The following is a 20662-nucleotide window of genomic DNA, read 5'->3' as shown; positions in this document are numbered from 1 at the left end:
AGTCGTGCTTTCGGCGAAACCCGGCTATGGGAGGGTTAACCCAGGCTTGCCGTTCGCGATCGCCGGAGCTGGAGTTGCTTCACGTCGACAGGGACCAGGCTCGCGACGTAGCGTCGAACGGGTGAACGATGTTCCCGCAAACCTGCCCCGGACCGCCGGGGACCTTCGCGCGGCGGGTCACCTGCCGCGGTCGATCAAACAAGAACTGCACGAGAACCTCCTCGCCAAGCTCCGCGCCGGGGAAGACGCCTGGCCAGGGATCGTCGGGTTCTCGCGCACCGTGCTGCCGCAACTGGAACGCGCGCTGCTGGCCGGGCACGACGTCGTCCTCCTCGGCGAACGAGGCCAGGGCAAGACCCGTCTGCTGCGCACCCTCGCGGGGCTGCTCGACGAATGGACGCCCGTCATCGAGGGCGCCGAGCTTGCCGAGCATCCGCTCGACCCGATCACCCCGGAATCGCGCCGCCGTGCCGCCGAACTCGGCGACGCGCTGCCGGTGACCTGGCGCCACCGCGACGAGCGGTACACGGAAAAACTGGCCACACCGGACACTTCGGTCGGTGACCTGATCGGTGACGTCGATCCGGTGAAGGTCGCGGAAGGCCGCAGCCTCGGCGATCCCGAGACCATCCACTTCGGACTCGTCCCGCGCGCCCATCGCGGCATCGTGGCGATCAACGAGCTGCCGGACCTCGCCGAGCGCATCCAGGTCGCGCTGCTGAACGTGATGGAGGAGCGCGACATCCAGGTACGCGGCTACACCCTGCGCCTGCCGCTGGACGTGCTCCTGGTGTCGACGGCCAACCCGGAGGACTACACCAACCGCGGCCGCATCATCACCCCGCTCAAGGACCGGTTCGGCGCCGAGATCCGCACGCACTACCCGCTCGACGTCGAGGCGGAGATCGCGGTCGTCCGGCAGGAGGCCCAGCTGGTCGCCGAAGTCGGCGAGCCGCTGCTGGAGGTGCTCGCCCGGTTCGTGCGGAACCTGCGCGAGTCGCCGGTGATCGACCAGCGGTCGGGTGTCTCTGCCCGGTTCGCCGTCGCCGCGGCGGAAACGGTCGGCGCGGCGGCACTGCGCCGGTCCGCGCTGACCGGTGAGGAACCCGCCGTGGCGCGTCCGGTCGACCTCGACGCGGTCCCCGGCGTCCTGCGCGGCAAGCTCGAATTCGAGCCGGGGGAGGAGGGACGCGAGACCGAGCACCTCGTGCACCTGCTGCGCCGGGCGGTCGCGGAGACGGCCCGTTCGCGGTTCGCCGGCCTGGACCTGCTGCCGCTGGCCGACGCCGTCGAGTCCGGGCATCTGGTCGCCACCGGGGAACGCGTTCCCGGCAAGGACGTCCTCGCCGCACTGCCGGAACTGCCCGTGCTCCACGACGTCGCCGCACGCGCCGGCGTCGGTCCGGACGAACCGGCCGGGCGGATCGCGGCCGCGGTCGAACTGGCACTGGAATCCCTGTTCCTGTCGAGGAAACTCGCAAAGGACTCCGACGACTCGACGACCGTCTACGGCCGATGAGCGCCGTCCCGGAGGGCTACTCGTACGGGCCGTGGGACAACGGCCCCGATCCGCTGGCGCCGCCGGCGGACCTGCGGGACGCGCTCGACGAGATCGGCCGCGACGTCATGGCGGGCGCTTCGCCCCGGTCCGCGCTGGAAGAACTGCTGCGCCGCGGCACCCCGCGCACCGCCGGGCTCGACGAACTGACCAGGCGGCTCTGGCAGCGCCGGTCGGAGATCCAGCGGCGGCACCGGCTGGACGGCACGCTCCAGGAGGTCCAGCGGTTGCTCGACCGGGCGCTGGAGGCCGAGCGGCGCGAGCTGTTCCCCGATCCGGACGACGACGCCCGCTTCCTTGAGGCACAGCTGGACGCGTTGCCGCCGGGAACGGCGGCGGCCGTGCGCGAACTCGCCGAGTATGACTGGCGCTCGCGAGAAGGCCGGGAGAACTACGAGAAGATCCGTGATCTGCTCGGCCGTGAGCTGCTGGATTCCCGTTTCGAGGGGATGAAGGAGGCGCTGCGGAACGCCGGGCCGGAAGAGGCCGAGCGGGCGAACCGGATGCTCGCCGACCTCAACGAACTCCTGGCCGCGCACGCGCAAGGCAGGGAGGACGTTCCGGAGCGGTTCGCGGAGTTCATGCGCGAGCACGGCGAGTTCTTCCCGGAGAACCCGAAGAACGTCGAAGAGCTGATCGATGTCCTCGCCGCTCGCGCCGCGGCCGCGCAACGGATGCTCAACTCGATGACGCCGGAACAGCGGGCCGAACTGGCCGAACTGTCGCAGCAGGCGTTCGGCGACCCTCGGCTCGCGCAGCAGCTGTCCACTTTGGACGCTCAATTGCGGGCGCTGCGGCCGGGCGAGGACTGGACGTCGTCGGAACGGTTCCGGGGTGACGACCCGCTCGGTCTCGGCGAAGGCGCCCGGGCGATGTCCGATCTCGCCGAACTGGACGCGCTGGCCGAACAGCTCGGCCAGTCCTACCCCGGCGCGAGGCTGGAGGATATCGACGTCGACGCTCTCGAACGCCAGCTCGGACCCGACGCGGGCGTCGACGCGCGGCGGTTGTCCGAACTGGAACGCGAACTCCGGCGCCAAGGTCTCTTCGAACGTGCCCCCGATGGCACGCTCCGGTTGTCGCCCAAGGCTTTACGGCGGCTGGGGGAGACTGCGCTCGCCGACGTCGTGCACGCGTTGCGCGGCAAGACGGGGCAGCGGGAGACGGAGTCCGCCGGGGCCGCGGGCGAACCGACCGGCGCCACCAGGCCGTGGCGGTTCGGGGACATGCAGCCGTGGGACGTCTCCAGGACGGTCCGCAACGCGGTCCTGCGTTCGGTTTCGGCGGGCGAGCGGCCGGTCCGGATGGACGTCTCCGACGTCGAGGTGGTCGAGACCGAACATCGGTCGCGCGCGGCGGTGGCGCTGCTCGTGGACACGTCGTGGTCGATGGTGCAGGAGGGGCGCTGGCTGCCGATGAAGCGGACGGCGCTCGCGTTGCACCAGCTGATCAGCACCCGGTTCCGCAACGACGCGCTCCAGCTGATCACCTTCGGCCGCTACGCGACGTCGGTCGAACTGGCCGAGCTGGTGGGCCTGGAGGGCGCTTGGGAACAGGGCACCAACGCCCATCACGCGCTGCTCCTGGCCGGACGGCATCTGCGGCGGCACCCCGACGCGCAGCCGGTGGTCCTGATGGTCACCGACGGGGAGCCGACGGCACATCTCGAGCCCGACGGCACGGCGGAGTTCGACTACCCACCCCAGCCGAGGACCCTGCTCAAAACCCTGTCCGAAGTGGACAGGATGGCGAAGCTGGGCGCGTCGGTGACGGTGTTCCGGCTTGGGGACGATCCACGCCTGACCGAGTTCGTCGACCTCATCGCGCGCCGCTCGGGCGGCCGTGTCGTCGCTCCGGATCTGGACGGGCTCGGCGCCGCCGTGGTCGGCGACTACCTGCGGACCAGGAAGCGCTGAACTCGCTTACGCTGGCCCGATGGGGTACTCGGTCGGGAAGGTCGCGGCGCTGTCGGGGGTCACCGTGCGCACGCTGCATCACTACGACGAGATCGGCCTGCTGTGCCCGAGCGGGCGGACGGCGGCGGGGTACCGGAGCTACAGCGACGACGACCTCGACCGCCTGCAGCGTGTCCTGTTCTACCGCGAACTAGGGTTCGGCCTCGAGACGATCGCGAAGGTGATCGACGACCCGGCGGTCGACGCGCTGGAGCACCTGCGGCGCCAGGGGGCGCTGCTGGCCGACCGGATCGGCGAGCTGACCCGGATGGCCGAATCCGTCGAGCGGGTGATCGCGGCGAAGGAGGCCGGCGCCGCGCTGACCCCGGAGGAGCGATTCGAGGTCTTCGGCGAGTTCCGCGAGCCGGAGGGCTACGCGGAGGAAGCCGTCCGCCGGTGGGGTGACACCCCGCACTGGCGGGCGGCCGCCGTGCCGCGGACCAAGCAGGAATGGATCGAGGCGGAGAGGGTCCGGGAGGACTGGGTCCGGCGGCTGCTCGCCGTCTTCGATTCCGGCGCGCCCGCGGGCAGCCGTGAGGCGATGGACCTCGCCGAGGAGCACCGCCGGATGCTCTCTGCGTTCATGGGGGACTGCGACCTCGCGACGCACCGAGAGCTCGCCAAGCTGTACGCGACCGAGCCGGTCCAGCTCGGCTTCCTCGTGCGTGAGCCGGACCAGCGACCGGGCCTCGGCGAGTACATCCGGGACGCCGTCCACGCGAACGCCGAACGGGGCGGGGGATAGCGAATCGATTACTCCGCCGTGTTGCTCTCCCACCGGACGGGAACGGCGCGGCGGCTCCGCTTACAGTCGAGGTATGCAGACTTGGTCATCGGTCGACGTGCCCCGTATCCCCGGCACCCCCCGTCCGCTGCGGCTCCACGACACGGCGACGGGGCAGATCCGCCCCACGGCGCCCGGGTCGACCGCCCGGATGTACGTCTGCGGCATCACGCCGTACGACGCCACCCATCTGGGGCACGCCGCCACGTACCTGACATTCGACCTGGTGAACCGCCTGTGGCGGGACGCCGGGCACGACGTCCACTACGTGCAGAACGTGACGGACATCGACGAGCCCCTGCTGGAGCGCGCCGAGCGGGACAAGGACGACTGGGTCGTCCTCGGCATGCGCGAGACCGCGCTGTTCCGCGAGGACATGACCGCGTTGCGGGTGCTGCCGCCGCGGCAGTTCGTCGGGGCGGTCGAGAGCATCCCGGAGATCGTCGAGGTCATCGCCAAGCTGGTGGCGAATGGCAGCGCGTACCGCGCGGACGACGCGGAGTACCCGGACATCTACTTCGAGCACAACGCGACCGGGCACTTCGGTTCGGAGTCGAACTACGACGCCGAGACCATGGCGAAGTTCTTCGCCGAACGCGGCGGCGACCCGGACCGTCCCGGCAAGCGGCACCCGCTCGACGCGTTGCTGTGGCGGATGGCGCGGCCGGGTGAACCGTCGTGGGAGTCCGAACTGGGCGCGGGACGGCCGGGCTGGCACATCGAGTGCAGTGCGATCGCGGTCAACCGGCTCGGCCTCGGCTTCGACGTCCAGGGCGGCGGCTCGGACCTGATCTTCCCGCACCACGAGTACAGCGCCGCGCACGCGGAAGCCGTCGCGGGGGACAGGCCGTTCGCGCGGCACTACGTGCACGCCGGGATGATCGGCCTCGACGGCGAGAAGATGTCGAAGTCGCGCGGAAACCTCGTGTTCGTCTCGCGGCTGCGGGCCGACAAGGTCGACCCGGGCGTGATCCGGCTCGCGCTGTTCGCCGGCCACTACCGCGAGGACCGGCCGTGGACCGCGCAGTTGCAGGCGGACGCCGAAGCGCGCCTCGCGCGCTGGCGCGAAGCCGTCTCCCTCGGCACCGGCCCGGCGGGGGAGGACACGGTCGCGCGCCTGCGTGACCGCCTGACCGACGACCTCGACACGCCCAAGGCGCTCGCGGCCGTCGACGCCTGGGCGGAGCAGGCGCTCACCCGTTCCGGCACCGACCCGGCCGCGCCCGGGCTGATCCGGAACGCCGTCGACGCGCTGCTCGGTATCGAGCTCTGACGAACACTGCCGGGGCGGGAAGTTCCCGCCCCGGCAGTGTGTATAACGCCCTACACGGCGACGCGCCCGACTTCCAACCGGAGGTGGTCACCCGCCCAATCGCGCCGCAGCCACCGGTCATGCGACGCGATGACGACGGCACCCGGCGCGGAATCGAGCGCGGTGAACAACTCCTCGGCCAAGGTGAGCGAGATGTGGTTCGTCGGCTCGTCCAGCAGGAGCACCTCCGGCGGATCGGCGATCAGCAACGCCAGCGCGAGCCGCCGCCGCTGCCCGACCGACAACGCGCCCACCCGGGTCCCGAGATCGCGCGGGGCCAGCAATCCCAGGCCGCGCAACGGGGGAGCGTCCTCGCCGAGGGCTTCGGCGTAGGTCCGCTGCGCGGTCTTCTCCGGCTCGGCGAACACGACGTCCTGTGCCAGCATGCCGATCCGCACGCCGCGTCCGGAAAGGACGGTGCCGGAGTCGGGCGTCAGCGAGCCGGCGAGGACGGACAGCAGCGTCGACTTCCCGGCACCGTTCCCGCCGGTGATCAGGAGCCTCGACGTCGTGGTGACGTCCAAGGTCGCCAGCCGCAACCGTCCGGCGATCTCGATGTCCCGTACGGAGATCGCCGCCTTGCCCTCTCCGGGCTCGCCGGTCAGCTCGCCCTGGAAGCGCAGCGGCGCGGGCGGTTTTCGCACCTGGTCGCGCTCCAGTTCGGCCAGCCGCAGCTGGGCGTTGCGGACCCGGCGTGAGATCTGTTTCTGCACCCTCCCGGTCTTGAAGTCGTAGAGCATCTTGGCGTTGTCGCGCTGCGGCCGGTCGTGCGCGACGTTGCGCGCGGTGACGGCCGCCGATTCACGCAGTTCCTTCAGCTCGTCCTGTTCCTCGGCGTAGCGCTGCTCCCAGCGCGCCCGTTCGGCTCGTTTCTGGTCCAGGTAGTCGGAATACGTGCCGCCGTACCGGGTCGGTCCGCCCAGGGCCGGGTCGAGGTCGACGATGTCGGTGCACACCGCGTCGAGGAACACGCGATCGTGCGACGACAGCACGAGGACACCGGTCAGCGAGGCGAGATGCTGCTCCAGGAACTCCATCGCGGCGTCGTCGAGGTGGTTCGTCGGCTCGTCCAGGACGAGTGTGCCCGGCCGCCGGATCAGCAACGCCGCGAGGCCGAGCCTCGACCGTTGCCCGCCCGACAGGGTGCCCAGTTCGCGCGCCGGGTCGATCCCGGCGAGCCCGAGACCCGCGCACACGACCTCGGCTCGCCGGCCGGCGTCCCACAGGTCGTGCGCCTGGGCCCATTCCAGGACGGTGCCGTACTCGTCGAGCACGGCGGCGTCGTCCGGTTGCCGAGCCAGCGCCGCGGTCAGCTCGTCGAGCCTCGCCGACGCCTGCCGGATCTCGGCGAGCGCGTCGTCGATGACGTCGGAGAACCGCGCGGTGAGCGGGAAAGGCAGCTCCTGCAAGAGGAATCCGACGTCGTCGCCTCGCAGCACCTCACCGCCGTGCGGCTCTTCGACCCCGGCCAGCAACCGCAGGAGCGTGGACTTGCCGACGCCGTTCTCGCCGACCAGTCCGAGCCGCTGTCCTGCCGAAGCGGTCAGGTTTACGCCGTCTAGGACGACGCGGGCACCGTAGCAGTGGACGAGGTCCTTGGCGATCAGGGAAAGAGACATACGACATCACCGTGTTCTCGGACATGAGGGATCCCCGCCGGGCCTCATGGCTTACGGGAGCGGTGCTCGACCGAAGCCGCCTCGGAGCGGGAAGGTGCGATGTCAGTTGTCCATGATGCGAGCAGTCTAACGCAACCCGTGTAGCGTTAGTCAACCCCCTTTTCGGAGCGCAGGCGAGCGGCCTCCTGTTCGGCGAACGCGCGCCCGTCGGTCATGACGCCGAGAAGCGCGGTGAGCTGGCGCCGGTCGAGCCTGCCGAGGCGGTCGCCGAAGAAGCGGGCCATGGGGGAGTAGAGGGCGGCGACATCGTCGAGCCGGTCGGGGAGTGGGCGGATCGCGAGGCGGCGCCGGTCGGCCGGGTCGGGGACGCGTTCGACCAGGCGCCGCTCCTCCATGCGGTCGAGCATCCGGGTCACCGCGCCGGTGGTCATGCCGAGGGCCCGTGCCAGCGCGGTCGGCGAGGTCGCGGCACCGCTGATGACCAGCTGGAGGCCGTGCAGCTCGGTGGCGCTGATCCCGAGCCGCTCCGCCATGGCCGTCTGGAACAGGACGGTCGCGCTGACGAACCGGGGGATCTCCAAAGCCGCCGCGGTGGCGAGTTCGCGCTGGTCAGGCATGTGCTTCCTTGGTCAGTAGTTGAGCTATGCAGTTGCTGTCCGGTGCAGCAACTGCTCTGGCAAGGGTATCCGGGGCGTACTTGACATCCGGCTGGCCGCCTGTGAATCTGAAAGAGGACTTTCGAAAGACATCTTTCAGATTGGATCGGTCGATGGCCGGGTTGCCGCCGCGCAAGCGGATCGAAGACGTCGAGCTGATGCGGGCGCTGGCGCATCCGCTGCGTTCGGCGCTGGTGGACCACCTCATGGCGGTCGGTCCGCGGACCGCGAGCGAGTGCGCTGCGGCCGTCGGCTCGACGGCCTCGAACTGCAGCTGGCATCTCCGTCAGCTGGCGCAGCACGGTCTCGTGGAGCGGGTCGAGGGGGAGGACGCGCGGGAGCGGCCGTGGCGGGCGTGTCAGGTCGGCATCGAGTTCGGTGACGACCCTGAGCTGCATGGGGCGCAGCTTGCGGTCGTGGGCACCACCCTCGCGCGGGAGAAGAAGCTGACCGAGCGCTATCTCGACGCCGCCGACCGGCTCGACAAGGAGTGGCGGGACGCGTCGGGGATCAACAACTATTCGCTGCGGGTGACCGCGGCGGAGCTGGAAGAGCTGGTCCGGGAAATCGACGCGCTCGTGCGGCCCTACGTCGGCGCGATTCGCGAAGACGCCCCTGCAGGGGCCTGGCCGGTCCACTTGGGACTTCGGGCGTTCCTCCGCATCGACGCCGAGGGGAAGCCGAGCAGATGAAACCGTTGAGAGAACCCGCCTTCGCGCGGTTGTGGATCGCGGCCTTCTTCTCCGAGACCGCCGAGTGGATGCTGCAGATCGCGTTGCCGGTGTTCGTCTTCCAGGCGACCGGTTCGGCGGCCACCACGGCGTTGAGCATCGTCCTCGGCCTGGTGCCCGCGGTGCTGCTGAGCCCGGTCGCCGGCGTGATCGCGGACCGGTGGAATCGGCGGCTGGTGCTGTGCGTGGTGTGCGCGGGACAGGCGTTCGTGGCGCTGCCGCTGCTGTTCGTCGCGTCCGGTGGCCCGGTGTTCGTGATCTACGGGGTGATGGCCGCGCAGGCGGGTCTGGCCTCGTTGTTCGAACCCGCCCGCAACGCGCTCGTGCCCGAACTGGTCGCCCCCGGCGAGTTGATCGGTGCCAACGGCCTGATGAGCATCAACGGCAGCGTCGCTCGTCTCGCCGGCGGCTGGGCGGGTGGTCTCCTGCTCGGATTCGGCGGCCTTGGCTGGGTCGTGGTGGCCTATCTCGGTGTGCTCGTGATCGGCTCGGCCCTGCTGGCGCGTCCGTTTGCCCGTGTCGCCGCGCCGAAAGCGGCCGGACCGCACGAACCGGTGGTGCGAGCCTGGATCGACGGGCTTCGCGAGATCGCCCGCGAAGGGCGCCTTCGCCTCGCCGGTGTCGTAGTGGTGCTGACGTCCCTGGCGCAGGGGATGTTCCTGGTGCTGTTCGTGGTCTTCGTGCTCGACATCCTCGACGGCACCGAAGGCGATGTCGGCCTGCTGCGCGGCGTGCAGGCCCTCGGCGGGCTGGCCGCGGGATTCGCCGTCGCCACCATCGCCCGCAAGGTCGCGCCCGTGGCCCTGCTCGGCTGGGGCGGTCTGGCGCTCGGCCTGCTGTCGGCGGTGATCTGGAACCTTCCGGCCCTCACGGTGTCGCTGCCGCTGGGGGTCTTCATCGGACTCTTCGGCCTGGTCGGGGCCCCCGGAGTGCTCGCAGGCTCCGGTCTGCTCTCGCTGGTCCAGACCGCCGCGTCCCCCGAGCGCTCCGGCCGCGTCCTGAGCACCGTCTTCGCCGGGACGGCGGGGTTCACGGCACTGGGTGCGTTGCTGACGGGCGTCCTGCTCGACGTGCTGGGCACCGGCGTCCTGCTGAACGTCCAGGCGGGCCTGCACACCGTCTCGGCGTTGGTCGTGCTGGGCGTGTCGGCGTCGGGCAGGCTGCGCCGTGACCCGATTCCGGCGGTTCCCCGGTCCGGGTGAAGCTACGGTGGTGGAGTGCCGCATCTCTTCGCCACCAGCGACCTCCACGTCACCCATGAGGGCAACGCCCCGCTCGTCGACGAGGTCGTCCCCAGGACCCCCGACGACTNTGTGCTCTTCCGATCTTCCCTCGGCTCAGCCGAGGGAAGGGGGTCTTCACGCGCAGCTGTTGTGGCTGCTGGTGCCTGTGGGGCGAGTGTGGCGATTGCCGGCCTGAGGCCGGGAGTTCAGCCGCGTCCGGGACCGTCCTGGCCGGGACGGCGCCGCCGCAGGTACCGCTCGAACTCGGCCGCGATCTTGTCCCCGCTCACGTCGTCCAGCGTGAACTCGGTCTCCGCGTCACCGCGCTCCTCGAGCCCCCGGACGTACTCGCTGATCTCCTCGTCCTCCTCGGCCATCTCGGTGACCGTCCGCTGCCACTCCTCGGCCTGCTCGGGCAGGGCGCCGAGCGGGATCTCGACGTCGAGGACGTCCTCGAGCTTGTGCAGCAGCGCCAGCGTGGCCTTGGGCGACGGCGGATGCGAGACGTAGTGCGGCACGGCCGCCCAGATCGACACCGCCGGGACGCCCGCCTGCACGCAGTAGTCCTGCAGGACCCCGACGATGCCGGTCGGCCCCTGGTAGTTGTTCAGCTCCAGGCCGAACTGCGAAGCGGTGTCCTTGTCGTACGCCGTCCCGGTGACCGGGACAGGGCGGGTGTGCGCGGTGTCGGCCAGGAGCGCGCCGAGGGTGACTACCGTGGCGACTTCCAGTTGCTGGATGTGCTCCAGCAGTTCGGCGCAGAAGGCGCGCCAGCGCATATTCGGTTCGGGGCCCTGGACCAGCACGATGTCGCGGCTGAAGCCCTCCGGGCGGCACACCGAGAGCCGCGTGGTCGGCCAGTCGACCCTTCGGGTGACGCCGTCCACCATGCGTACGGTCGGTCTGCTGACCTGGAAGTCGTAGTACTCGTCAGGACTCAGCTCGCTCAGCGGTGTCGCATCCCAGTTGAGCTGAAGATGCTCGACCGCCCGGCTGGCCGCGTCACCTGCGTCGTTCCATCCTTCGAAGGCGACGATCATGATCGGCTTGCTGTCATCCGGGTGGTCGCGGCCGGGCCGCTGGGTCTCGTCGACGGGCTCACTCACCGGACCAGCCTACGACCAGGCGGCCGTGCGGCGTTGGGCATGTCCGGTGGCGTTTCGCCGGGCCGAACCGTGCGGAGCCGACGTAACGCGACATTTCGGGCAGCGGCCTCGCCGCCGACGTGAATCCGTCTCGGCTACCGTGGGTCCCGGAAGGTCCATCCGATCATGAGGGGGAACCGTGACCGAACCGTCCACACTGGACGGACTCGCCGCCGTGCTGTGGGATATGGACGGCACGCTGGTCGACTCGGAGAAGCTGTGGGATGTCGCGCTCTACGAGGCCGTCGAAAGTCTCGGCTGCACCCTGGCCGAGGAGCAGCGCCTGAGTCTCGTCGGGTCCAATATGGACGACACGGCCGCCTTCCTCCTCGAAGTGTGCGCCAGGCCCGTCACGCCCGAGTCGATCGCGGAGATGGGGGAGTGGATCCGCCGCCGCACGGCCAACCTGTTCGACGGCCCGCTCCCGTGGCGCCCCGGCGCGCAGGAGCTGCTCGAACTGTTGCGCGCCAACGGTGTCCCGATGGCGCTGGTCACCTCCACCGAACGGTCGCTGACCGAACTGGCGCTCAACACGATCGGCCGTGAGTACTTCGCCGCCACGGTCTGCGGCGACGAGGTCGATGGTCTGAACAAGCCGAACGCCAGGCCGTACCAGCTGGCCGCGGGGTTGCTGGGAGTCCCGGCTTCCCGGTGTGTCGCGATCGAGGATTCCCCGCCGGGCGCGGCTTCGGCGGCCGCCGCGGGCTGCACGGTGGTGGTGATCCCGAACGACGTCGAGGTCGAACCGGGTGAACGGCGCGTGTTCCGCACGTCGCTGGTGGGTCTCGACGTGCCGGCGCTGACCGCGCTCCTGCCTTGACCGCCATGTCGCATTTTCGCTAGACCCCGCCCCGTGCGGTCGGTGATGCTTGCCGGGTGCATGAGGATTTCGAGCGCTGCGTCCGGGCGGTCCAGTCGAAGGACGCCCGGTTCGACGGCTGGTTCTTCACCGCGGTGCTGACGACGCGGATCTACTGCCGGGCGAGTTGCCCGGTCGTCCCGCCCAAACCGGAGAACATGAGCTTCTACCCGAGCGCGGCCGCCGCGCAGGAGGCCGGGTTCCGCGCCTGCAAGCGATGCCGTCCGGACGCGAGCCCGGGTTCGCCGCAGTGGAACGAGCGCGCGGACCTGGTGGCCAGGGCGATGCGGCTGATCGCCGACGGCGTCGTCGACACCCACGGCGTGAGCGGGCTGGCCGCCCGGCTGGGCTACAGCGTCCGGCAGGTGGAGCGGCATGTGCGCGCCGAACTCGGTGCCGGCCCGCTCAGCCTCGCCCGCGCGCAGCGGGCGCAGACGGCACGGCTGCTGATCGAGACGACCGGCCTGTCGATGATCGACGTCGCCCTCGCCGCGGGCTTCGGCAGCGTCCGGACCTTCAACGACACGGTGCGCGAGGTCTTCGCCCTGTCCCCGACGGAGCTGCGGGCTCGCGTCCGGACGGCGCCGGCCACCGCACCCGGAACGCTGGGCCTGCGCTTGCCGTACCGGAAGCCGTTGTTCCCGGACAACCTCTTCGGGCATCTGGTCGCGACAGGCGTCCCCGGCGTCGAAGAATGGCGCGACGGCGCGTACCGCCGGACGCTGCGGCTCCCGCACGGTCCCGCCATCGTCGCGCTCAAACCGGAGGACGGCTACATCGGCTGCCGTCTCACACTCTCGGACCTGCGAGACCTCTCGACCGCGATCAGCCGTTGCCGCCGCCTGCTCGACCTCGACGCCGACCCGATCGCGGTCGACGAGGCGCTGGCGGCGGACCCGCTGCTCGAGCCACTCGTTGCCGCCGCGCCGGGCAGGCGGGTGCCGAGGACGGTCGACGGGGACGAGTTCGCCGTCCGCGCCGTCCTGGGCCAGCAGGTGTCCACCGCCGCGGCCCGCACCCACGCGGCCCGGCTGGTCCTCGCGCACGGTGCCCCCGTCGACGACCCGGACGGCGGCCTCACACATGTCTTCCCGGACGCCGCCGCGCTGGCGGACATCGACCCGGAGAGCCTCGCGATGCCGCAGAGCCGCAAGCGGACCCTGCTCGGTCTCGTGGCCGAACTGAACGACGGCGACCTCGACCTCGGCGCGGGAAGTGACTGGCAGCGAGCCCGCGAGCGGCTGCACGCGCTGCCCGGTTTCGGCCCGTGGACCGTCGAGAGCATCGCGATGCGCTCGCTCGGCGATCCGGACGCCTTCCTGCCGACCGACCTCGGCGTCAAGGTCGCCGCGAAGGGTCTCGGGCTCGGCTCGGCCGCGTTCGCCGCGCACGCCGAACGCTGGCGCCCGTGGCGTGCCTACGCCGTCCAACACCTCTGGGCGACCGGAGATCACCCGATCAACCGGCTGCCCGCCGCCTGAATTTCGAGGAGCGCCATGCGCACGCACACCGTCATCGACAGCCCGTACGACAAGCTGACCCTGGTCGCGGACGGCGAAAGCCTCTGCGGGGTGTACATGGTCCAGCAGCGGCATCGCCCGGCCGAGGAGACGTTCGGCCATCCGGATCCGGGCTCGCCGATCTTCGTGGACACCGAAAAACAGCTGAAGGAGTACTTCGCCGGCCAGCGGAAGGAATTCGATCTCCCGCTGAGCTTCGGGGGCACCGAATTCCAGCGGATGGTCTGGGAAGGGCTGCTCGGGATCCCGTATGGCGAGACGGTCTCCTACGGTCAGCTCGCCGACCGGCTCGGCAGGCCCACCGCGTCGCGCGCGGTCGGTCTCGCGAACGGGAAGAACCCGATCAGCATCATCGTGCCGTGCCATCGGGTGATCGGTTCCAACGGCGATCTCACCGGATACGGCGGTGGCGTCGAACGGAAGCGGCACCTGCTCGACTTCGAGCGGGGCGGCGCGGCGCTGTTCTGAAGTGTGACGCGACCGGCACCACACCGGCCCGGGGCAGCGCGGCGCGGGCGCGGATGGAAGGATCTCCAGACTGTGAAGACCTTCGATGAGCTGTTCGCCGAGCTTGCCGACCGCGCCCGCACACGGCCCGACGGTTCCGGCACCGTCGCCGCGCTCGACGCGGGAGTGCACGCGCAGGGCAAGAAAGTGCTCGAAGAGGCGGGTGAGGTGTGGATCGCCGCCGAGCACGAATCCGACGACAGGCTCGCCGAGGAGATCTCACAGCTGCTGTACCGCGTGCAGGTGCTCATGCTCGGCCGAGGACTGTCGACAGAGGACGTGTACCGGTACCTGTGACGCGTTCGCGTCCGGAGAACCAAGGAGAAGCAATGCTGCGTGTCGCCGTGCCGAACAAGGGAGCCCTCGCCGCCGCCGCGTCGGAGATGCTCGGAGAGGCCGGCTACCGCAGGCGACATGAGGCCCGCGACCTGACCGTGCTGGACACCGTCAACGAGGTCGAGTTCTTCTTCTTGCGTCCCAAGGACATCGCGATCTACGTCGGGTCCGGCGAGCTGGATCTCGGCATCACCGGCCGCGACCTCGCGCTCGACTCCGGCGCCCCGGTCGAGGAGATCCTCGGCCTCGGCTTCGGCGGTTCCACCTTCCGGTACGCCGCACCCGCGGGCCGGGAGTGGAAGGCCGAAGACCTGCAGGGCAAGCGGCTCGCGACGTCGTATCCGCGCCTCGTGCGCGAGAACCTGAAGCAGCACGGGGTGGAGGCGGAGGTCATCCGCCTCGACGGCGCCGTCGAGATCTCGATCCAGCTCGGCGTCGCCGACGCCATCGCGGACGTCGTCGAGTCCGGACGTTCGCTGCGCCAGCACAACCTCGTGGCCTTCGGGGATCCGATCTGCGTGTCGGAGGCGGTGTTGCTGCAGCGGGCCGGCACCGAGCACACTCGGCCGAAGGACCAGCTGAAGGCACGGCTGCAGGGAGTCGTCTTCGCGCAGCACTACATGATGCTGGACTACGACTGCCCGCGTTCGCTGCTCGACGAGGCCATCGCGATCACGCCGGGTCTCGAGTCCCCGACCGTCGCGCCGCTGGCGGACGAAGACTGGGTGGCCGTGCGGGCGATGGTGCCGCGCAAGGAGGTCAACCGGATCATGGACGAACTCGCCGAGACCGGCGCCAAGGCCGTCCTGGCTTCGGACATCCGGGCCTGCCGCCTCTGACCCCGGTCACAGACGCCATGAAAGGTCCTTTTCTTGCGAAATTTGCAAGGAAAGGACCTTTCATGGCGTTGGTCAGCGGGGCCGGTTCGGCTTCTTGGGCATGAGGTCGTAGAGCTTCTTGCGTGCCCCGTTGTCCTTCGCACTGCGGGTCACCGACACCTCGGTGATGAAGTCCTCGAAGACGAACTCCTCGTCCGCGGGCACGATCGCCGCGGCCGGATGGTTCTGGAGGTAGCCGTCCAGCGTCGCCGCGATCTCCCGGAACGACAGCGCCTGCAAGGTTTCCGGCGCGTAGGTCGTCACCGGTACGCCGTGCGCGGCTGCCTCGTTCATCACGACGCCGAGCGGGACGTGCGACAGCATAGGGATCCCGAACGCGTACAACTCCTGCAATGCCGCCGCCGCGTAGTGCGAGATCGGGCGGCGGTACAGACCGGGGACGAGGCCGTAGTAGGCGATCGGCGGACGGCCGACGGTCTGTTCGACGTAACGCACCTGGTCCGCGAGCAGGCGCAGCGCGCGGATGCTCGTCCGGTCCGGTTGCACCGGCACGAGAATCCCGTGCGAAGCGGCGAGCGCGTTGTTGGTCAGGACGTCGAGCGCGGGCGGGCAGTCGATGATGATGTGGTCGTAGTTCGCGAACTGGATGACCCTGGCCAGCTGCCAGCCGGGTACGCGGAACTGATCCAGCCGCCGGATCAGGTCGAACATGCCCGGCGAGGTCGGGATGACGTCGAACGCGCCGCCCCGGCCGAGGTTGCTGCGCGGATGCCGCACGGCGAGTTCCTCGATCGGCCCCTTCCATACCTTGGTCAGGGCTTTCGCCAGGCTGGGCATGTCATGCGCCACCTCGTCGAGCCCGAGGAGTTCGGTGGTCGCGTGGCCCTGGGGGTCGAGGTCGATCAGCAGCACCCGGCGGCCGCGTTCGGCCAGTGCGGCCGCCGCGCCCACGCTGAGTGAGGTCTTGCCGACCCCGCCTTTCTGGTTGACCACCGAGGTGATCTGCATGCCGAAGCGCTCCCTGTGTCTGTTGTTCCGGGAAGGCTATTGGAAACCCGCCGAGAAAGCGCGTCTATCCGATGGTGTTTTGGGCGCGCGCCATCGGAAGAGGGCGCGCGACTGCGGTGCAGCTGGTCAGGGCGGTGCGGCTGCCAGGTCAGCCCGCCTGTCGCGGTCGCACCAGGAGGGCCTGGGCTCCGGAGGCGACCGGGCCCGAGGCGTCGTGCAGCGTGGTGGTCGCCGTCCCGATCCCGTTCGGGCCGACCAGGGTGGCCGCGTCGACGCCGATCCAGTCGCCCAGCGGCGGGCGGCGGAGGTGCACCGTCAGCTCCGAGTTGATGAACCACCACTCACGCGGGTCGAGGAAGTTCGAGATCCCGTTGCCGGAGTCCGCGAGGACGAACAGCCGCTGCAGCGGGCTGGGCTTCTCCCCGTCGACGAGGGCGACGCGCTGGCGGCCCCAGACGGTCGCCGGTCCAGCCGCGTCGAGCGCGCCCTTGACCCGCCGCCACTCGACGGCGTCGAGGTACCCGCCGTGCCAGCCCTCCGGCCAGGAGGACGTCGGCAGCCCCTCCGGCGAAGGCAGGGCCGGACCTTCCGCGGTGGCCACCGCCGTGGTGTCCGAGGTCGCGATACGCCACGCCGACGCACGGGCGACGACCCGCTCACCGTGGGAGAGTTCGGCCACCAGCCACTCGACCGAGCGGCCCGGCCGCTCCACCCACGCCCGCACCGAAAGCTCCTTCAACGGCGCCGGCCCGAGGATCTCGACCGTCACCCGTGCCAGCTGGCTCGCGTGCGGCGCCTCGACCTCTTCGAGCGCGCGGACCAGCAACGCCGAGGGCGGCCCGAAGTGCTGCGCGTCCGGCGTCCAAGGGCCGGCGGTGTGCGGGGTCGGGAGGAAGACGCCGTCACCTGACGGCACGTAGAAGGCTTCTGTCACAAGGGCACTTTAGGCCGTGTCCGGCGAGTCCGTTCGCGGTCTCCGCGCCCAGGCGGCCCCTGGCGGCACGGGCGGTTCACCCGAGTACGACCCCTGACGTCCGCGAAGCGAGTTGACCGGCGGCGTCGTAGGCGTACGAGGTGACACCGCCNGGACGTCGCGCTGCTCGACGTCCAGATGCCTGGCGTTTCGGGTTCTGACCCGAAACGCCACTCACGACGTCAGGGCACGCACCACTTGCCGTCGTGCTTCTTGAGCGGGAACGGCGTGTCCTTCTGACCGCCCACGCCTTCGACGTGGACGGTCACCGTGGCGGAGTCGCCGCTGACCACCGGCGGATCCGGGACGGTCGCCGTCACCTTGCCCGCCGCCGCCCATTTCCGGCCGAGCTCGGCCAGATCGGCCGACGACTGCTGGACGCAGGTGAGTTTCCCGAACGCCGTCGCGTCGTGGTTGACGATGGCCGCGGCGATCGCCTTGCCGACCACCTCGACCGCGGCCACGTCCGGATCCACCGGAACCGGACGGGACGACACCGGCGGTGGAGTGGGCGCGCCGGTGCTCGACGCGGCCGGGTCGGAGCCGGAGGGGGCCACCAGGAGCAACCCCACCACGACCCCGGCCACGACCGCGCCACAAACCACCGCCACGACGATCAGCTTGTGGCTCACCGTCACGGACAGGTCACTTCTTGTCGGCCTTGATGTCCTTGAGACACCACAGGTCCGACTCCTTGGCCGCCGTGATGGTGCCTTCCGCCATCTTGGTGCCCTGGGTGGCGCGGTAACGGCCGGTCGCCCGGTCGCCGCTTTCCTTGGCGGGCTCGGTGATCTCGAGCTTGATGGGGTCGAGCGGCTTGCCCTCGTCCTTGGTGTTCTCGCTACGGCAGATCAGATCGAGGAACGTCTTCTTGTCACCCGCGCTGTAGGAGGTCGCGGCGCTTTCGAAGACCTCCTGCGGCGTGGCCTTACCGCCGGGCGCCGGACCAGAGCTCTTGGTCGACGACGTGCTCGGCGAGCTGGACCTGGTGCGGGTCGAGCTCGGCTTCTGCGACGACGAGGACGGGGCTTCCGACGGGGCGGCGCTGCTGGAAGGCGGCGCGGCGGTCGGGTTGTCGTCGCCGGAGTTCAGCGCGATGACCAGTGCGGTGACACCGCCACCGACCAGCAGGACCGCGCCGATCGCGATGCCGACGATCAAGCCGGTCTTCTTTTTCTTGGGTGGCTCTCCGCCGCCGAACCCGCCTTCCTGCGGGTAGGCGTTGTAGCCGCCCTGCTGCCCGTACGGGTCCGGCTGGCCGAACTGCTGCGTGCCGCCGGGGTATCCCTGCTGGGGCTGAGGACCGCTCTGCGGGTAGCCGCCTTGTTGCTGGCCGTACGGGTCCTGTCCGTACTGGCCGCCACCGGGGTATCCCTGTTGCGGCTGGGGGCCGCTCTGCGGGTACCCGCCCTGCTGGCCGTACGGATCTTGTCCGTAGCCGCCGGGCTGCTGCGGCGGGTAAGTCATGGCTGGTGCCCCCTAGCTGTTCTGCGAAAATGCTCAACATGACCTGCGGGTCCGCCTCCCCGGCGAACGTCGCCCGATGCTAGCCATCGAGCCGGATCGCCGCTCGATTAGGGCCGAACTGAGACCGGAAACCCGTTTGCACCCGGACGGAGCCGGGTATTCCGTCGCAGGTCAGGCCAGGTGGACGGATTGTGACCATGAGTGTGCCGGACCCGGCACCGGGATGGCCCCTTGCGCGTCGCGAAGGTACGTGCTGCAGGGTCGTCCGGAACGCGACGCGCCGATCTTGTGATGCGGAAAGGCCTTTTATTGTCGGTGATCGCCGGTACCGTGGAATGAAAAGCACTCCGAGGAGGTGCCCGATGCATCATGACCTTCCCGGAGGTCGGCGCGAGGAGGCCGACCCTTCAGAAACGACCGGAGCTGGAACCACGTCCGACGAGCAGGCACGTCAAGTCCGCTTCCTCGAGGAGGAAGTCGCCCTGCTGCGCCGGAAGCTCACCGATTCCCCACGTCAGAACCGAGTGCTGGAGCAGCGACTCGCCGAGGCGTCGGAACGAGTGAGCCAACTCACTGAACGCAACACGAAACTGGTCGAGACGCTCCGCGAGGCGCGTGGTCAGTTGCTCGCGTTGCGGGAGGAGGTCGACAGGCTGGCCCAGCCTCCGAGCGGTTACGGCGTGTTCGTCACCGCGTACGAGGACAACACGGTGGACGTGTTCACCGCGGGCCGCAAGATGCGGGTTTCGGTCTCACCCGCGGTCGAGGTCTCGTCGCTTCAGCGCGGACAGGCGTTGCGGCTCAACGAGGCGCTCACCGTCGTCGAAGGCGGTGACTTCGAGCGGATCGGCGAGGTCTGCGCGCTGCGCGAGGTGCTGGCCCCGGACGTCGAGGGCGGCAGCCCCCGTGCGCTCGTGGTCGGGCACGCGGACGAGGAGCGGGTCGTCCTGCTCTCCGATCCGCTGGCCGAACAGCCCCTCAAACCGGGCGATTCCCTACTGGTGGACTCGAAAGCCGGGTACGCCTACGAGCGCGTGCCGAAGGCGGAGGTCGAGGATCTCGTGCTGGAGGAGGTGCCCGACGTCCGGTACGAGGACATCGGTGGCCTCACCCGGCAGATCGAGCAGATCCGCGACGCCGTCGAGCTTCCGTTCCTGCACGCGGATCTGTACCAGGAGTACCAGTTGCGTCCGCCGAAGGGCGTGCTGCTCTACGGGCCTCCTGGCTGCGGTAAGACCCTCATCGCCAAGGCGGTGGCCAACTCGCTCGCCAAGAAGGTCGCGGAAGCCCGCGGCGACTCGGCGGACGGGAAGTCCTACTTCCTGAACATCAAGGGTCCGGAACTGCTGAACAAGTTCGTCGGGGAGACCGAGCGGCATATCCGCCTGATCTTCCAGCGAGCTCGGGAAAAGGCCTCCGAAGGCACCCCGGTGATCGTGTTCTTCGACGAGATGGACTCGATCTTCCGCACCCGCGGTTCGGGCGTGTCCTCCGACGTGGAGACCACGATCGTCCCGCAGCTGCTTTCGGAGATCGACGGTGTGGAAGGCCTGGAGAACGTCATCGTCATCGGCGCCTCCAACCGTGAGGACATGATCGACCCGGCGATCCTGCGGCCGGGCCGGCTCGACGTCAAGATCAAGATCGAGCGTCCGGACGCCGAAGGCGCGAAGGACATCTTCTCCAAGTACCTGTCCGATGGCCTGCCGATCCACGCGGACGACCTCGCCGAGTTCGGCGGGGACCGCAGGGCGACGTTCGACGCGATGATCCAGCACACGGTCGAGCGGATGTACGAGGAGACGGACGAGAACCGGTTCCTCGAGGTCACCTACGCCAACGGTGACAAGGAAGTCCTGTACTTCCGCGACTTCAACTCGGGCGCGATGATCCAGAACATCGTGGACCGGGCGAAGAAGTCGGCGATCAAGTCGGTGCTGGAGACCCAGCAGCCCGGTTTGCGCGTGCAGCACCTGCTGGACGCGATCGTCGACGAGTTCGCGGAGAACGAGGACCTGCCCAACACCACCAACCCGGACGACTGGGCCCGGATCTCCGGCAAGAAGGGCGAGCGGATCGTCTACATCCGCACGCTCGTCACCGGCAAGAACCAGGATTCGGGGCGCGCGATCGACACCGCCACGAACACCGGTCAGTACCTGTAGGACAA

General features: G+C 69.8%; 19 protein-coding genes and 1 pseudogene. 13 read left to right on the top strand and 7 right to left on the bottom strand.

All coding sequences use genetic code 11. The annotated features are described in order from the left end of the window. Positions 1 to 121 precede the first annotated feature (121 nt). From LCL61_RS25820 to mshC, 4 genes are all read left to right on the top strand, one after another. Positions 122 to 1519: a sigma 54-interacting transcriptional regulator gene (locus tag LCL61_RS25820; RefSeq protein WP_340682111.1), complete on the top strand. Its 1398-nt coding sequence runs from the start codon at positions 122 to 124 to the stop codon at positions 1517 to 1519. Continuing rightward, complete coding sequence (locus LCL61_RS25815; RefSeq protein WP_340682110.1) at positions 1516 to 3474, top strand: VWA domain-containing protein; 1959 nt, start codon at positions 1516 to 1518, stop codon at positions 3472 to 3474. The genes LCL61_RS25820 and LCL61_RS25815 overlap by 4 nt, the downstream gene beginning before the upstream one ends. Before the next feature lie 19 nt (positions 3475 to 3493). Beyond that, complete coding sequence (locus LCL61_RS25810) at positions 3494 to 4258, top strand: MerR family transcriptional regulator (protein ID WP_340682109.1); 765 nt, start codon at positions 3494 to 3496, stop codon at positions 4256 to 4258. Positions 4259 to 4331: 73 nt separating this feature from the next. Further along, positions 4332 to 5570, top strand: a complete 1239-nt coding sequence (mshC, locus tag LCL61_RS25805; protein WP_340682108.1) for a cysteine--1-D-myo-inosityl 2-amino-2-deoxy-alpha-D-glucopyranoside ligase — start codon at positions 4332 to 4334, stop codon at positions 5568 to 5570. Positions 5571 to 5620: 50 nt separating this feature from the next. Here the strand turns inward: mshC and LCL61_RS25800 are convergent, their stop codons facing one another. Together LCL61_RS25800 and LCL61_RS25795 are read right to left on the bottom strand one after the other, a co-directional pair. Next, a complete protein-coding gene (locus tag LCL61_RS25800; protein WP_340682107.1) occupies positions 5621 to 7228 on the bottom strand; it encodes an ABC-F family ATP-binding cassette domain-containing protein in 1608 nt (535 codons plus the stop codon). Between the two features lie 146 nt (positions 7229 to 7374). Then, positions 7375 to 7845: a MarR family winged helix-turn-helix transcriptional regulator gene (locus tag LCL61_RS25795; RefSeq protein ID WP_340682106.1), complete on the bottom strand. Its 471-nt coding sequence runs from the start codon at positions 7843 to 7845 to the stop codon at positions 7375 to 7377. Positions 7846 to 7997: 152 nt separating this feature from the next. On the opposite strand from LCL61_RS25795, the gene LCL61_RS25790 reads away from it, so the two are divergent. The 3 genes and pseudogenes from LCL61_RS25790 to LCL61_RS25780 form a co-directional block, all read left to right on the top strand. Further along, positions 7998 to 8576, top strand: coding sequence for a helix-turn-helix domain-containing protein (locus LCL61_RS25790; protein ID WP_340682105.1), 579 nt, complete (start codon positions 7998 to 8000; stop codon positions 8574 to 8576). After that, a complete protein-coding gene (locus LCL61_RS25785) occupies positions 8573 to 9817 on the top strand; it encodes an MFS transporter (RefSeq protein WP_340682104.1) in 1245 nt (414 codons plus the stop codon). The genes LCL61_RS25790 and LCL61_RS25785 overlap by 4 nt, the downstream gene beginning before the upstream one ends. 15 nt (positions 9818 to 9832) lie before the next feature. Continuing rightward, positions 9833 to 9934: pseudogene (locus tag LCL61_RS25780) on the top strand (metallophosphoesterase); the annotation flags it as partial. A 110-nt stretch (positions 9935 to 10044) separates the two neighbouring features. Here LCL61_RS25780 and LCL61_RS25775 read toward each other — a convergent pair. Further along, a complete protein-coding gene (locus LCL61_RS25775) occupies positions 10045 to 10944 on the bottom strand; it encodes a PAC2 family protein (protein WP_126732014.1) in 900 nt (299 codons plus the stop codon). 178 nt (positions 10945 to 11122) lie between these two features. Here LCL61_RS25775 and LCL61_RS25770 point away from each other — a divergent pair, with 178 nt between their 5' ends. From LCL61_RS25770 to hisG, 5 genes are all read left to right on the top strand, one after another. Continuing rightward, entirely contained in the window at positions 11123 to 11803 is a 681-nt protein-coding gene (locus tag LCL61_RS25770; protein ID WP_340682103.1) for an HAD family phosphatase, read from the top strand. A 56-nt stretch (positions 11804 to 11859) separates the two neighbouring features. After that, complete coding sequence (locus LCL61_RS25765) at positions 11860 to 13323, top strand: AlkA N-terminal domain-containing protein (protein ID WP_340682102.1); 1464 nt, start codon at positions 11860 to 11862, stop codon at positions 13321 to 13323. A gap of 15 nt (positions 13324 to 13338) precedes the next feature. Next, positions 13339 to 13830 (top strand): methylated-DNA--[protein]-cysteine S-methyltransferase, encoded by a 492-nt coding sequence (locus LCL61_RS25760; protein WP_340682101.1) that lies wholly within the window; start codon positions 13339 to 13341, stop codon positions 13828 to 13830. A 72-nt stretch (positions 13831 to 13902) separates the two neighbouring features. Beyond that, positions 13903 to 14166: a phosphoribosyl-ATP diphosphatase gene (locus tag LCL61_RS25755; protein ID WP_034306611.1), complete on the top strand. Its 264-nt coding sequence runs from the start codon at positions 13903 to 13905 to the stop codon at positions 14164 to 14166. A gap of 32 nt (positions 14167 to 14198) precedes the next feature. Beyond that, entirely contained in the window at positions 14199 to 15044 is an 846-nt protein-coding gene (gene hisG, locus LCL61_RS25750) for an ATP phosphoribosyltransferase (RefSeq protein WP_340682100.1), read from the top strand. 72 nt (positions 15045 to 15116) lie between these two features. On the opposite strand, the gene LCL61_RS25745 is transcribed toward hisG, so the two are convergent. The 4 genes from LCL61_RS25745 to LCL61_RS25730 all read right to left on the bottom strand — a co-directional run bounded on the left by LCL61_RS25745 (position 15117) and on the right by LCL61_RS25730 (position 18492). Continuing rightward, complete coding sequence (locus tag LCL61_RS25745) at positions 15117 to 16052, bottom strand: ParA family protein (RefSeq protein ID WP_034306615.1); 936 nt, start codon at positions 16050 to 16052, stop codon at positions 15117 to 15119. A 148-nt stretch (positions 16053 to 16200) separates the two neighbouring features. Further along, positions 16201 to 16986, bottom strand: coding sequence for a thioesterase family protein (locus tag LCL61_RS25740; protein ID WP_340682099.1), 786 nt, complete (start codon positions 16984 to 16986; stop codon positions 16201 to 16203). 221 nt (positions 16987 to 17207) lie between these two features. Then, a complete protein-coding gene (locus tag LCL61_RS25735; RefSeq protein ID WP_340682098.1) occupies positions 17208 to 17663 on the bottom strand; it encodes a hypothetical protein in 456 nt (151 codons plus the stop codon). A gap of 7 nt (positions 17664 to 17670) precedes the next feature. Beyond that, positions 17671 to 18492, bottom strand: a complete 822-nt coding sequence (locus LCL61_RS25730; RefSeq protein ID WP_340682097.1) for a hypothetical protein — start codon at positions 18490 to 18492, stop codon at positions 17671 to 17673. Positions 18493 to 18854: 362 nt separating this feature from the next. Here LCL61_RS25730 and arc point away from each other — a divergent pair, with 362 nt between their 5' ends. Continuing rightward, positions 18855 to 20657 carry a proteasome ATPase gene (gene arc, locus LCL61_RS25725; protein ID WP_340682096.1) on the top strand — a complete coding sequence of 601 codons (1803 nt, stop codon included), beginning with the start codon at positions 18855 to 18857 and terminating at the stop codon, positions 20655 to 20657. Positions 20658 to 20662: the final 5 nt, after the last annotated feature.

Origin of the sequence: Amycolatopsis coloradensis (assembly GCF_037997115.1) — a bacterium.
Taxonomy (GTDB): domain Bacteria; phylum Actinomycetota; class Actinomycetes; order Mycobacteriales; family Pseudonocardiaceae; genus Amycolatopsis; species Amycolatopsis coloradensis_A.
The sequence above is the reverse complement of the archived record's forward strand: the minus strand, read 5'-3'. Positions and strand labels throughout refer to the sequence as shown.

What these genes read in the sequence shown, in the direction of transcription:
- LCL61_RS25785 (WP_340682104.1), top strand. Translation starts at nt 8,573, where the DNA reads ATGAAACCGTTGAGAGAACCCGCCTTCGCGCGGTTGTGGATCGCGGCC.
- arc (WP_340682096.1), top strand. Translation starts at nt 18,855, where the DNA reads ATGCATCATGACCTTCCCGGAGGTCGGCGCGAGGAGGCCGACCCTTCA.
- LCL61_RS25760 (WP_340682101.1), top strand. Translation starts at nt 13,339, where the DNA reads ATGCGCACGCACACCGTCATCGACAGCCCGTACGACAAGCTGACCCTG.
- LCL61_RS25800 (WP_340682107.1), bottom strand. Translation starts at nt 7,228, where the DNA reads ATGTCTCTTTCCCTGATCGCCAAGGACCTCGTCCACTGCTACGGTGCC.
- LCL61_RS25810 (WP_340682109.1), top strand. Translation starts at nt 3,494, where the DNA reads ATGGGGTACTCGGTCGGGAAGGTCGCGGCGCTGTCGGGGGTCACCGTG.
- LCL61_RS25815 (WP_340682110.1), top strand. Translation starts at nt 1,516, where the DNA reads ATGAGCGCCGTCCCGGAGGGCTACTCGTACGGGCCGTGGGACAACGGC.
- LCL61_RS25745 (WP_034306615.1), bottom strand. Translation starts at nt 16,052, where the DNA reads ATGCAGATCACCTCGGTGGTCAACCAGAAAGGCGGGGTCGGCAAGACC.
- LCL61_RS25730 (WP_340682097.1), bottom strand. Translation starts at nt 18,492, where the DNA reads ATGACTTACCCGCCGCAGCAGCCCGGCGGCTACGGACAAGATCCGTAC.
- LCL61_RS25795 (WP_340682106.1), bottom strand. Translation starts at nt 7,845, where the DNA reads ATGCCTGACCAGCGCGAACTCGCCACCGCGGCGGCTTTGGAGATCCCC.
- mshC (WP_340682108.1), top strand. Translation starts at nt 4,332, where the DNA reads ATGCAGACTTGGTCATCGGTCGACGTGCCCCGTATCCCCGGCACCCCC.
- LCL61_RS25790 (WP_340682105.1), top strand. Translation starts at nt 7,998, where the DNA reads ATGGCCGGGTTGCCGCCGCGCAAGCGGATCGAAGACGTCGAGCTGATG.
- hisG (WP_340682100.1), top strand. Translation starts at nt 14,199, where the DNA reads ATGCTGCGTGTCGCCGTGCCGAACAAGGGAGCCCTCGCCGCCGCCGCG.